At 36.0% G+C, this 12,330-nt stretch carries 12 protein-coding genes and 1 riboswitch; of the genes, 4 read left to right on the top strand and 8 right to left on the bottom strand.

The window, feature by feature from the left end; translation table 11 throughout:
- Nucleotides 1–2: 2 nt before the first annotated feature.
- Complete coding sequence (gene moaA, locus HNR69_RS07760) at nt 3–1,019, bottom strand: GTP 3',8-cyclase MoaA (protein WP_075294373.1); 1,017 nt, start codon at nt 1,017–1,019, stop codon at nt 3–5.
- A riboswitch (molybdenum cofactor riboswitch) is annotated at nt 1,008–1,142 on the bottom strand. It overlaps the preceding gene by 12 nt.
- Nucleotides 1,143–1,290: 148 nt before the next feature.
- Here moaA and purR point away from each other — a divergent pair.
- Complete coding sequence (purR, locus tag HNR69_RS07765; protein WP_075294355.1) at nt 1,291–2,292, top strand: HTH-type transcriptional repressor PurR; 1,002 nt, start codon at nt 1,291–1,293, stop codon at nt 2,290–2,292.
- Nucleotides 2,293–2,342: 50 nt separating this feature from the next.
- Here purR and cysB read toward each other — a convergent pair whose 3' ends face one another.
- From cysB to mepM, 4 genes are all read right to left on the bottom strand, one after another.
- Nucleotides 2,343–3,314 carry an HTH-type transcriptional regulator CysB gene (gene cysB, locus HNR69_RS07770; protein WP_012340651.1) on the bottom strand — a complete coding sequence of 324 codons (972 nt, stop codon included), beginning with the start codon at nt 3,312–3,314 and terminating at the stop codon, nt 2,343–2,345.
- A 61-nt stretch (nt 3,315–3,375) separates the two neighbouring features.
- The gene (gene grxD / locus HNR69_RS07775; RefSeq protein ID WP_012340652.1) at nt 3,376–3,702 is read right to left on the bottom strand and encodes a Grx4 family monothiol glutaredoxin; all 327 of its coding nucleotides are present in this window, start codon (nt 3,700–3,702) and stop codon (nt 3,376–3,378) included.
- A gap of 101 nt (nt 3,703–3,803) precedes the next feature.
- On the bottom strand, nt 3,804–4,832 hold the full coding sequence (gene ompA, locus HNR69_RS07780; RefSeq protein ID WP_135026485.1) for a porin OmpA: 1,029 nt from the start codon (nt 4,830–4,832) through the stop codon (nt 3,804–3,806).
- A gap of 142 nt (nt 4,833–4,974) precedes the next feature.
- Nucleotides 4,975–6,348 (bottom strand): murein DD-endopeptidase MepM, encoded by a 1,374-nt coding sequence (gene mepM, locus HNR69_RS07785; RefSeq protein ID WP_462345223.1) that lies wholly within the window; start codon nt 6,346–6,348, stop codon nt 4,975–4,977.
- 191 nt (nt 6,349–6,539) lie between these two features.
- Between mepM and znuC the strand changes: the two genes are divergently transcribed.
- Both znuC and znuB read left to right on the top strand, forming a co-directional pair.
- The gene (gene znuC / locus HNR69_RS07790) at nt 6,540–7,334 is read left to right on the top strand and encodes a zinc ABC transporter ATP-binding protein ZnuC (RefSeq protein WP_075294352.1); all 795 of its coding nucleotides are present in this window, start codon (nt 6,540–6,542) and stop codon (nt 7,332–7,334) included.
- A 9-nt stretch (nt 7,335–7,343) separates the two neighbouring features.
- The gene (gene znuB, locus HNR69_RS07795) at nt 7,344–8,129 is read left to right on the top strand and encodes a zinc ABC transporter permease subunit ZnuB (protein ID WP_012340656.1); all 786 of its coding nucleotides are present in this window, start codon (nt 7,344–7,346) and stop codon (nt 8,127–8,129) included.
- 73 nt (nt 8,130–8,202) lie between these two features.
- On the opposite strand, the gene HNR69_RS07800 is transcribed toward znuB, so the two are convergent.
- The 3 genes from HNR69_RS07800 to HNR69_RS07810 all read right to left on the bottom strand — a co-directional run bounded on the left by HNR69_RS07800 (nt 8,203) and on the right by HNR69_RS07810 (nt 11,504).
- Nucleotides 8,203–9,642 carry an alanine/glycine:cation symporter family protein gene (locus HNR69_RS07800; RefSeq protein ID WP_075294351.1) on the bottom strand — a complete coding sequence of 480 codons (1,440 nt, stop codon included), beginning with the start codon at nt 9,640–9,642 and terminating at the stop codon, nt 8,203–8,205.
- 171 nt (nt 9,643–9,813) lie between these two features.
- Entirely contained in the window at nt 9,814–10,731 is a 918-nt protein-coding gene (gene nagK / locus HNR69_RS07805) for an N-acetylglucosamine kinase (RefSeq protein ID WP_012340658.1), read from the bottom strand.
- A gap of 35 nt (nt 10,732–10,766) precedes the next feature.
- A complete protein-coding gene (locus HNR69_RS07810) occupies nt 10,767–11,504 on the bottom strand; it encodes a phosphatase PAP2 family protein (protein ID WP_075294350.1) in 738 nt (245 codons plus the stop codon).
- Between the two features lie 92 nt (nt 11,505–11,596).
- Here HNR69_RS07810 and ribA point away from each other — a divergent pair, with 92 nt between their 5' ends.
- Nucleotides 11,597–12,247: a GTP cyclohydrolase II gene (gene ribA, locus HNR69_RS07815; RefSeq protein ID WP_075294349.1), complete on the top strand. Its 651-nt coding sequence runs from the start codon at nt 11,597–11,599 to the stop codon at nt 12,245–12,247.
- The last annotated feature ends 83 nt before the right edge of the window (nt 12,248–12,330 follow it).

Raw genomic sequence — 12,330 nt, forward strand, 5'->3', positions numbered from 1 at the left:
TTTTATCCTCCAATACTCGCCAAATGATTTCGAACACCGCTATCGCCAATATGTAAAAAATGATGTTCTCTTTTACTTTGCAATGCTGTAAAAATTCGACTTTTTAACTGGTTCTGCTGCTCATCAAATTGCAATAAATCTCGTAGATCAATTCCTTCTTCACCAAATAAACACAAGTGTAATTTTCCCTTTGCCGAAACTCTTAGACGGTTACAACTTGTGCAAAAATTTTTTTCATAAGGCATGATCAATCCAATTTCGCCCTTATAATCAGGATGTGCAAATACCTTTGCCGGTCCATCCGCACGTTCTTTTTTCTGTATGCTCCACCCTTCTCTTATAAGTTTTTCCGCTAAAATTTGACCTGATAAATGGTATTGATGAAAAAATTGAGCCATTTCGCCGGTTTGCATCAATTCAATAAATCGCATTTGAATAGGACGCTCTTTGACCCACATTAAAAATTGATCAAACTCCTTATCATTGAGGGATTTCATTAACACTGAATTCACTTTAATTTTTTCATAACCAATTTCAAAAGCACGGTCAATTCCTCGCATAATATCGTGAAATTTATCAACGCCGGTAATCGCATGAAACATTTTAGGATCAAGGCTATCCACGCTCACATTGATTGCACTGATTCCCGCTTTTTTCCAATCCTCAACTTGTCTAGCCATTTTGTAGCCATTAGTCGTCAATGCAATATTTTTTATTGTTTCAATAGCACGAATATTTTCAACAATGGACAGGAAATCTTTACGAAGAGTCGGCTCACCACCGGTAATACGAACTTTTTCTGTACCTAATTGTGCAAAGGCATTCACCAATCGTTTAATTTCAACCAGATTCAGAAAACTGGGTTTTGTGCTTTCCGCTCGATAGCCATGAGGTAAACAATAGTTACAACGAAAATTACACATATCCGTGACAGACAAGCGTAAATAATAGTATTTACGTTGAAACGCATCAATAAGATGATTTTCAATAACATTATGAATAGAAATAGATCTTTGCACTAGACACCTTTTTAAATAAGAAAGGATAAGTCGTTTCCAATATTATCCCTGAGCAATTATATTTGCTGGCATTGTTTCCTTATTTTTCAACTTAGGTAAACAAGCTCGGAGTTATGCGATAACGCTCGTATTTTAAAGAAATTTAACTCATTAGCCTAGTCTTAAATGAATGAAATTAAAAAATTGTAATTTAGTACATAAATTTAAGTGATAAACATTCACCTTAAGCATTTCAATCTTTATAATAGGTGAAATTTTATGGAGAGATATTATGGCAACAATTAAAGATGTGGCAAAAATGGCAGGAGTATCCACAACAACGGTCTCCCATGTCATCAATAAAACACGTTTTGTTGCAAAAGAAACTGAACAACAAGTTTTGCAAGCAATAAAAAACCTCAACTACTCACCAAGTGCGGTTGCCAGGAGTTTAAAAGTCAATACAACAAAATCTATAGGAATGATTGTTACAACCTGTGAAACTCCCTATTTTGCAGAAATTATTCATTCCGTGGAAGAGCTTTGTTATCGACAAGGTTATTCTCTATTTCTATGCAACACGCAAAATAATCCGGAGAAAATCAAAAACCATCTCGACATGCTGGCTAAAAAACGTGTTGACGGCTTACTCGTTATGTGTGCTGAATATACTCAAAACTCTCTTAATCTCCTTGCCGCATTCGAAGATTTGCCGATGGTTGTCATGGATTGGGGACCATTTAATGAAAATACGGATCTTATCCAAGATAACAGTTTCTCCGGTGGATATATTGCGACCAAATATCTGATTGATAATGGTCATAAAGATATTGCGATTATTTCCGGAGAATTAAAAAAAACTACCGCAGTAATGCGTTATCAGGGATTTGAAAAAGCAATGCAAGAAGCAAATCTGGCTATCAATCCTGACTGGATCATGGAGGGCTTCTTTGAACCGGAAGATGGCTATGAATGTATGAATAAAATTCTTGTGCAAGATAAACTGCCGACTGCGGTCTTTTGTTGTAACGATGTTATGGCATTGGGTGCAATTTCAGCAATTGGAGAAAAAGGTTTGAAAGTGCCTGATGATATTTCAGTTATTGGTTATGATAATATTCATGCCTCACGCTTCTTTTCTCCCCCTTTAACAACGATACATCAATCAAAATCCCGTTTAGGGGTACAGGCAATTAACCTATTGTTTAAACGGATTAGTGAAAAGGGGAAAGAACATGAAATTATAGAAATTTATCCTGAGCTTGTTATTCGCAAATCAGTGAAAACGCTATAAAATCTATCTTAAAAATAAATCTCCATAATATTTTTGTAGGTATTTATTTTTTATCTATTATCTAATTGAATATGCTCAAACAATTTCTTTACCGCATTATTATCTCTTAAACGTTCAGCTTGCTCAACTAATGTTCGGGTTAAGTGCGGTGAGAAATATTGAATAAAATCGTACATATAATTTCTTAAAAAAATACCATGTTTAAACGCTATTTGTGTCATACTCGATCTAAATAAATGGCTTGCATCAAGTGCAACTAAATCATTGTCAGCCTCAGTATGTGCCATTGATGCCATTATTCCTACGCCTAACCCTAAACGGACATAGGTTTTGATAACATCGGCATCTGTCGCTGTGAAAACAATGTTAGGCAATAACCCCGCACTATTAAAAGCATAGTCTAAATCAGATCCCCCTGTAAAACCAAAGGTATAAGTCACTAGAGGATATTGACCAAGTGCTTCAATTGTCAATTTCTTACATTGAGCCAAAGGATGTTCCGGTTTGACAATTACTGAGCGATTCCACATATAACAAGGCAATAAAACAACGTCATCAAAAAGATATTGTGCTTCTGTTGTAATTGCAAAATCAACCTCACCGAATAAAAGAGCGTCATAAATTTGCGTAGGAGAACCTTGATGAATATGTAAACTTACTTCCGGATATTGTTTAGAAAAACGTCTAATGACGGAAGGTAACATATAACGAGCCTGCGTATTTGTTGTCGCAATACGTAAAACTCCACAATTTGGACGAGTATATTCATTGGCAATTGCTTTAATATTTTGTGTTTTGACTAATAATTCCCTTGCCACGGCGACAATTCTTGCCCCTGCCGGTGTTAGGCCTTTAATATGTTTACCATTGCGTTCAAAAATCTCTAAACCCAACTCATCTTCTAACAACCTAACTTGTTTACTGATACCGGGCTGAGAAGTAAACAATGCGTTAGCCGCATCAGTAACATTCATATTTTGATTAACAATTTCAACAATATAACGAAATTGCTGAATTTTCATAGCAATACCTAAAATCTCAATGAGAAAAAAGGTGTGTCAAAACACACCTTCGATAAAAAATTTATTGTGGATAACGAGCTGCGACTTCAGATAATAGAGGTTGCAACTCTCCCTGTTGAAACATTTCTAGCATTATATCACAACCACCAATTAATTCCCCCTCTACCCACAATTGCGGAAAAGTAGGCCAATTAGCATAATTCGGTAATGCCGCTCGAATATCCGGATGTTGTAAAATATCAACATAACCAAAAGGGACATTACAATTAATTAATACTTCAACCGCTCTTGCAGAAAATCCACACGACGGGAATTTAGGCGATCCTTTCATATAAATAAGAATTGGATTCTCACTGATTTGTTTTTTAATTTTGTCTAAAGTTTCCATAATATCTCTTATAAGGTAAATTCGGGCTGAATTGTAGCATAATACAATAAAGCCCTAAATAAATATTTAGGGCTTATAAAATCTACTAAAGGATAACGATATTATTTGCTACCTTTCACTGAGATTTCAACACGACGATCTTCTGCTAAACAGGCGATTAATGCTTTGCGACCTTTAACCGCATCACATTTCATACCAGTCACCGGATTTGCTTCACCGTAACCAACCGCACTAATGGCATCTTGAGCAACACCTTTAGAGACTAAATAATTTGCTACAGTATCCGCACGACGTTGTGATAATTTTAAGTTTGACGCATCAGAACCGATACGGTCTGTATAACCGGCAACAGAAACTTGTGCAGTTTTTAATTGTGCGATTTCACCATAAACACCGTCCAATGTTTGTTGAGCTTCAGGTTTTAATGTATCTTTAGCGAAGGCAAAATTCACATCTGAATTTAAGCTGAACACTTTGTTTACTACTTCAGGTGCCATAACCGGTTTTTGACCGAAACGGTAAGATAAGCCAAGTGTTACTGCACCGATACTTGGTGTATAATCTAAGCGTTCACCACCGCTTTTCTTAAGTGCTTTACCAACGCCTTTAACCCATTGATATTCCAAACGTAATGCCAATTCCGGTAAAGAAGGTAGGCTGTATTCAACACCCGCTGCGAAAACCGGAGAAACTTTTAAAGTGTTTTTTACATCTTTATCACTTTCGAATTTTTCAACATTAAGATAATTAGAACGAATTAACGCCGCACCTACACGACCGTAAATATCCAAGCCTTCTAATACAGGGTAGCTGGCTTTTAAGCCTAATTGCATCCCTTGAGCGGTATGTTTAGCTTCGTCTTTATCTTTACGACCTTTTGCTTGACCGAAATACTCAGAACCCAACTCTACAGCGACATGATCGGTAATTTGGTAACCACCAAAAATACCATAAGCTACTGAATTACGAACTGTTCCTTTCTTTTCTGCAGAATTTTCAAATTGATTAAGACCGTCATGGAAAGATGCCCAACCGGCTTTCGCACCGGCATAGAACGTATTTGCTTGAGGTGCCGCTTGCACAGAAGCAACAAAACCTGCGATAGATAATGCAATAATTGTTTTTTTCATTTGAATTTCCTCTATATTAATTATCAAGAAATTAAGCACTACATGTATTCCGAAGATTTAAACATCTCTAGGAATTAAGGTGGGATTTTAACCTAATTTTACAAAAAAGATAAATTTTTTCTCTGATTTATCTTATTAAAGACTAAAATTTAAGCAGGTTTTCCATTTTTTTTGCTTTAACTAAGAATTCTTTTCTTTCATGACTTGCCATTTGATTACTTGTTCCCGGTAATTTCACTGTTAACGGGTTAACAGGTCTACCGTTAATATGAAATTCGTAATGTAAATGAGCACCGGTTGAACGTCCGGTATTTCCCGATAATGCTATACGTTGTCCTCTTTTTACCGATTGCCCCGGTTTGACTAATGAGCGACTTAAATGCATATAGACTGTCTGATATTCTTTGCCATGTCTAATCATCATATAACGTCCGGCACCGTTAGCCTGATAAGCGACTTTCTCTACTACTCCATCTGCCGGAGCGATGATAGTCGTGCCTACAGGTACAGCAAAATCAACCCCTTTGTGCGGTCGTATTTTTCCTGTAACGGGATGACGGCGAGCAAGATTAAAAGGAGAAGACACCCTAGCTTGACGTAATAAAGGATAACGTGCGAAACCTTTCCCTAAAGTTTCTCCCTGACGACTATAATAGCGTCCATTATTTGCTTGGATTGCGTAATAACTTTTTCCACCGGACATAATATGTATGGCTTCGACCTTGCCTTGCCCAGTCAATTTATTATCTAAGTACTCTCTCGAAACTAAAATGGCAAACTTATCCCCTTTTTTTAACTTATTAAGACTTACCTGCCACTGAAGTGCGGTAGTTAATTGAGCAATTTGTTTACTGCTCAAGCCCAAGGCTTTCAAACTGGCATAAAATGATCCTTCTATCTGTCCTTTTAGAACCTCTTCTTTCCAAACACTTTTCTTTTCTAAAATTTGACGTTTAAACTGAGATTCATTAACTCGCTCATAAATACGTTCTTCACGTTCGGAAACAAGCCAATTTAAATATTCCAAATTTCCATCATTATCCAATATCCAATAAATTTGTTGGCCAGCTTTCAGATTTTTTAATTCCGGATAACTCGCCATCATTTGACGACTGATTTCCTCATCCAACCCTGAATGTTCCAATACATCTTTCAATTTATCGCCACGAACAACTGTATGTGCAAATTGATCTTTAATACGCATTGCTTGATCTGCAGCATCTAATAAACTATTTAAGGCATCTTTGGCATTATCGGGCAATGATGACATTTCATCATCCAAATTAACCTGATCCGCTTCATCATCCAAACCGTCTAAATCATCATAAGACAATTCACTGTTATTTTTTTCATTTGCAATTGGCATATCAACGGATGTAGGCTTCTGAGAAGAAACATCGTTTCTCAAGAACAACCCTATACCCATTAAAATAAATAAAATAGCTACAAAAAAAACGGCAACTTTTATGTAGAATTTCTTTTTGCGTCTATCTCTAGCTAATTTAATGTGCTGCACCATTCTAATAACAACTCTATAAAATTTCAGAACTTCAATAAGACCGAGAATTGTACTAAAAATTCATTTCATTTCATAAAAAAAATTATACACCCGCATAATTTATAGACATAAATAATTACTACACCTTGTTAAAATAAAAAAAATAAGCTATTTTTCTACTTCAATTTTACCTCAGACATTTGTTTATTATGCAAATTCACTCTCTAAAATATCCATTAATCGAATTAAAAGGCGTTAATGTAACATTCGCACAAAAGAATATTCTAAGCGATATTAATTTAACGATTTATCCCAATTCCATTATGACCATTGTAGGACCGAATGGAGGCGGAAAATCAACATTACTCAAAGTACTATTAAAACTGTTACCCGCCACAAGCGGTGAAGTTATTTATAGCAAAAATGTCGTTATCGGTTATGTTCCACAAAACATTTATTTGGACAAAAGTTTGCCTATTACCGTAGAAAAATTTTTATCTTTAAGAAAAGGGACGCATAAACAAGATATAAAAGATGCGTTAACATTACTTTCCATTGGACATTTACGTTTGAACGCTATGCAAAAACTATCTGGCGGCGAAATGCAACGTGTTTTGCTGGCTAGGGCTATTTTGAATAAGCCTAATTTACTTGTATTGGATGAACCTACTCAAGGAGTAGATATAACAGGACAAGCAGAACTTTATCAACTGATAAAGCAAACTCAACAACAACTCAATTGTGCCATTCTCATGGTTTCCCATGATCTACATCTTGTCATGGCAGACACAAACGAAGTTCTTTGCGTTAATCAACACATCTGCTGTGCAGGCTCTCCTGAGGCAGTATCCAATGATCCTGTTTTTATTCGTTTCTTTGGCAATCAATTCGCAAAAAATATCGCTTTCTATACTCATCACCATAATCATAAACATAATATTCATGGTGATATTTGTTGTGGTCAAGATTTCCGGTCTACACAATGTAAACACAAAATAAATTAAGGAATAAAAATGCTTGAAATTCTCTTTCCTGCTTGGCTAACCGGAATATTACTCTCATTAATTACCGCACCTTTAGGCTCTTTCGTTGTTTGGAGGAAGATGGCTTATTTCGGTGATACATTGGCACACTCTGCCTTACTTGGTGTTACCTTAGGCATTTTTTTACACATCAATCCATATGTTGCTATTCTAATATTAACCGTATTATTAGCGATCTTAATGGTTTGGCTGGAAAGTAATACGCAATATTCCATAGATACATTATTAGGTATTATTGCACATAGTTGCTTATCTCTTGGAGTTGTTACCGTTGCTTTACTGCAAAATGTTCGTGTAGATTTAATGGCTTACTTGTTTGGAGATTTATTGGCACTGGGATTTGATGATCTCTATTTTATTGCCATCGGAGTAAGCATCGTATTAGGAATTTTAATCTTTTTTTGGCAACCTTTATTATCAATTACCGTCAGTCCTGAACTTGCTCAAGTTGAAGGCATTAATATCAAAAGAATGCAGTTTCTATTAATGATTTTAACCGCACTTACCATTGCATTAAGTATGAAATTTGTAGGTGCTTTAATTATTACTTCATTACTGATTATTCCGGCGGCAACGGCAAAACGTTTTGCAAGAAGTCCGGAAATGATGGTGATTATTGCTATTTTTGTGAGTATGATTTCCATCACATTAGGATTAACATTATCAGCATTCTATGATACGCCTTCCGGTCCTTCCGTTGTTATTAGCTCTACGTTCTTATTTATTCTTTCTTTATTTAAAAAAGAAAATAATTAGGTAAATTACAATAAAAAGACGCAAGGTAACCAAAATACCTTACGCCTTTTCTTTTTATTATTGAAAAATTAACTTATTTCCAGAGAGTAGGATCAACGCCTTTACGAAGTAATTGAGGGTATTGTTCAATTTTAAATTCAGGATCTTTACCCGCTTTGAGCTGTTGGCGGTAATCTTTTAGCAACAACATAACTATCGGTGCCAATAAAACAATAGACACAAGGTTAATTAATGCCATAATCGCCATCACCGTATCTGCAAAGTTCCATACAATATTTCCTGAATTGACTGCACCAAAATACACAAAGAACAACACAATTAAACGGAAAGTGAGAATAAACAATGGTTTATTGCGAATAAAACGAATGTTACTTTCTGCATAAGCGTAGTTTCCGATAATAGAAGAAAATGCAAATAACAATAGGATAAAAGCTAAGAAATGTAAGCCAAATTCACCGACATGGTACTGTAAAGCATATTGGGTTAATGAAATGTTTTTCAGTTGTTCGCCACCATAATTATCTGACAATAAAATAATCACCGCAGTACAAGTACACACAATAATGGTATCTACAAACACACCAAGCATTTGAATCAACCCTTGACTTACCGGATGTTTGACATCTGCCGATGCTGCCGCATTTGGTGCAGACCCCATACCTGCCTCATTAGAGAAAAGTCCTCGTTTAATTCCCATTAACATAGCTTTAGAAAAAATTGCACCGAACATACCACCAGCCATTGCGTCAAAATTAAAAGCACTTTGAATAATACGGCTTATCACTGTCGGTACCATTTCAATATTCATACCTAAAATAATCACCGCAACAATGAGATAAAATAACGCCATCATAGGAACAATCTGAGCAGAAACTTTACCAATACGTTTCACTCCACCAAAAATAATTAACCCCGTTACGATAACGAGAGTTAACCCGACATAGTGCGGTTGCCATTTCCAAGCATTTTTTGTTGCCTCAACAATGGCATTGGATTGAACTGCATTAAACGCAAATCCGAACGTAAATATTAAAGCAATTGCAAAACATGCTGCCAACCAAGGAGCTTTCAATCCTCTTGTAATATAATAGGCAGGTCCGCCACGAAATAACCCGTTTTTATCTTTAACTTTAAATAACTGAGCCAAAGAAGATTCAGCAAATGCACTGGACATTCCAATCAACGCCGTTACCCACATCCAAAAGACAGCACCTTCCCCGCCAAGTGCTATTGCCGTTGCAACGCCTCCGATATTACCCACACCTACACGGCTGGCTAAACCAGTAGTAAATGCCTGAAATGGCGTTAAAGATTGTCCTTGAACTGCCCGTCCAAACCACATTTCACGCAAACTTTGTGGAAATAAACGCAATTGAATAAAGCCGGTTGCTAACGTAAAAAACGCACCTACACCAAGTAATGTAATAGTCGCTAAATCCCATAGTGGTCCATCAAATTTATCAACAAACCAACTTAGTGCTTGTTCAATGTTTATTATTATAGTTGAAAACATAATCTACCTCCCATTAAATTGAAACGTGAGTATTTAAATACAAATTTAAAAAAAACAAAAACAAAAATAATTAAAATATAAAACAAATACTCTTCAATTAGAAAAAATCTAATATTAAAGCGTTTAATTAAATAAAAAACAATAAAAGGAGGTTCTACTTTTGAAAAAATACTAATCTCGTGATAAAAAGAGTGCCGCCGCACCTCGTACACCGCCGGAATCACCAAATTTTGCTTTTTTAATTAACGGTACTTTCGCTGTACGCATTAAATGCTGCGGTAATGCTTTAGGTAATGCTTCATATAAATAATCAAAGTTGGACAAGCCTCCTCCTAAGATAATCACATGCGGATCAAGTGCGGTAATAATATTGCCAATTGAAATCGCACACAGCTCAATAAAAAGTTCAACAAATTTAACCGCACTTTCGTCTTTGTCATAAAAGCACCGAATAATTTCTTTAGCGGATAACGCCTTTCCTTGTAGATCACGATACAACATTTCAAAACCACGACCGGATAAGTAAGTATCCAAGCATGCTTTATTGCCACAACCGCATTCATAAATAGGTGCTTTATCCCAACCTAACAATTTCAAGGCGTGATAATTAAGTTGCAAATGCCCCAATTCGCCCGCCATACCGCTTTGCCCGGAATGGACTTTGCCGTTAAATACCAAACCGCCGCCAAAACCGGTACCTAGAATCAAACCTAATACGACAGGATATTGCTGGTTATCTTTATCCCAAGCCTCTGACAAGGCAAAGCAATTTGCATCATTTTCCGCCCGCACTTCTCTACCTAAACGCTCAGATAGATCTTTTAAAATAGGTTTATTGTCAGCAACACGAATATTTGTAATCTCTGCAATACCGGTTTCCTGATTAACAAATCCGGGAACGCCGATGCCAACTGTACCTTTACAGGCAAATTTTTCATCGGCTTTTTGCACTAAATGGGTAATGACATTTAACCATTCATCATAACTGTCTTTGGGTGTATCCACTCTTTCGGAATAACGTTTCTCCAATTTTTCATTAAATACAGCAAGCTCAATTTTTGTGCCACCAATATCAAATCCGTAATACATAAATCCTCCAAATATAACCAATACCAACCGCACTTTTATATCTTGTCAAAAACAAAAATATCTTTTCTTTGTAAATAAGCAAATATAATCAAATGCACAAACCAAGCGATTAAAATAGAAGCCAATAGATCAATAGGATAATGCATACCTAAGCGTAATCGACTCACCAACATTAACACCGCCCACACAGTTACAACAGGTACTAACAATTTAATTTTAGGGTTGCGATGACCAAGTAATTGTGCAAATCCAACAACTAATAGCAACCAAGTTGCCGCAAACATTGTATGTCCGGAAGGGAAAGAATAACCTGTTTCATTAGCATGATGTTCGATCAGCCAATCAGGTGCGGTCTGTTTTGTCTTTGTTTCTTGATAATATTGATACACCATTTTTTTCCGCTCATGGCGTTTTTGTGCATAAAAATCATCTGTACTCATGTCTGAATTCTGCACTATTTCTTGCACAAAAGGACGAGGTTCAGAAAACATTGTTTTTAAACCGCTCTTAATGCCTTGAGTCAAAATAACTGAACATGCCATAATCACAATTGCCCATATTGCCTGTTTTTTATCCCGAATTGCAACGAAATAAAATAAAGCAAATGCAATACAAGTGATAATTGCATAAGGTGTGCTACCCGTTTCTGTTAAAAAATATAAAAAATAATCAAGCGAGGCAACTTCATTAGATTGCCAGTGCCAATCAATGAAGTAAGTAAAAATTGGTACAACGCAAAGTAATAAAGTATATAATGAAAAACGTTTTAACATCTTGATAACTCATAAAATGAACTTACATAAGGCTCTTACATTTTAACATTATCAAGTTATAAAAAGCTAAAAATAAGTATAGGTATTTTATTATGTCCAAAATTCAGTTAGTTGCTGAAGCTAAATTACCCACCGAGTTCGGAATTTTCCGTATTGTCGGCTTTGAGTTTCCAGATACTCAAAAAGAACATGTTGCTCTTGTAATGGGCAATATTAATGATGATAAACCTGTTCTTGCACGTATCCATTCAGAATGTTTAACCGGCGACGCTTTACATAGCTTAAAATGTGATTGCGGTTTCCAACTGGCGACCGCATTACGCCAAATCAGCGAAGCAGGACGAGGAGTATTGATTTATCATCGTGAAGAAGGGCGTGGTATTGGACTAATTAATAAAATTCGAGCTTACGCTTTGCAAGATCAAGGATTGGATACGATTGAGGCGAACCTTGCTTTAGGTTTTGCTGCTGATGAACGCAACTTTTCGGTTTGTGCCGACATTTTTGCATTACTGGGGGTGAAACAAGTACGTCTGCTCACAAATAATCCGAATAAAATTGAAACCATGAAAAAATCCGGTATCAATATTGTGGAGCGAGTGCCATTGAATGTAGGTGAAAACCGCTATAACACAGAATATCTAGATACGAAAGCAAAAAAAATGGGACACTTTATTGTGCATAATAATGAACCACATTTAATCACTTGTCCGCATTGCCAAGAAGAAATTCCGAAAAAATAATTTTCATAGGTTGGCATTCCCCAACCTATATTTTTAACTAAGTTGTCCAATAATTTATTTTTCTATTTAATCTTTCTCACTTA

Origin of the sequence: Histophilus somni, assembly GCF_014202395.1 — a bacterium.
Classification (GTDB): Bacteria; Pseudomonadota; Gammaproteobacteria; order Enterobacterales; family Pasteurellaceae; genus Histophilus; species Histophilus somni.

Coding starts and splice junctions, on each gene's coding strand:
- cysB (WP_012340651.1), bottom strand. CDS start 3,314: ATGAAAATTCAGCAATTTCGTTATATTGTTGAAATTGTTAATCAAAAT.
- grxD (WP_012340652.1), bottom strand. CDS start 3,702: ATGGAAACTTTAGACAAAATTAAAAAACAAATCAGTGAGAATCCAATT.
- ompA (WP_135026485.1), bottom strand. CDS start 4,832: ATGAAAAAAACAATTATTGCATTATCTATCGCAGGTTTTGTTGCTTCT.
- znuC (WP_075294352.1), top strand. CDS start 6,540: ATGCAAATTCACTCTCTAAAATATCCATTAATCGAATTAAAAGGCGTT.
- HNR69_RS07800 (WP_075294351.1), bottom strand. CDS start 9,642: ATGTTTTCAACTATAATAATAAACATTGAACAAGCACTAAGTTGGTTT.
- ribA (WP_075294349.1), top strand. CDS start 11,597: ATGTCCAAAATTCAGTTAGTTGCTGAAGCTAAATTACCCACCGAGTTC.
- HNR69_RS07810 (WP_075294350.1), bottom strand. CDS start 11,504: ATGTTAAAACGTTTTTCATTATATACTTTATTACTTTGCGTTGTACCA.
- nagK (WP_012340658.1), bottom strand. CDS start 10,731: ATGTATTACGGATTTGATATTGGTGGCACAAAAATTGAGCTTGCTGTA.
- znuB (WP_012340656.1), top strand. CDS start 7,344: ATGCTTGAAATTCTCTTTCCTGCTTGGCTAACCGGAATATTACTCTCA.
- purR (WP_075294355.1), top strand. CDS start 1,291: ATGGCAACAATTAAAGATGTGGCAAAAATGGCAGGAGTATCCACAACA.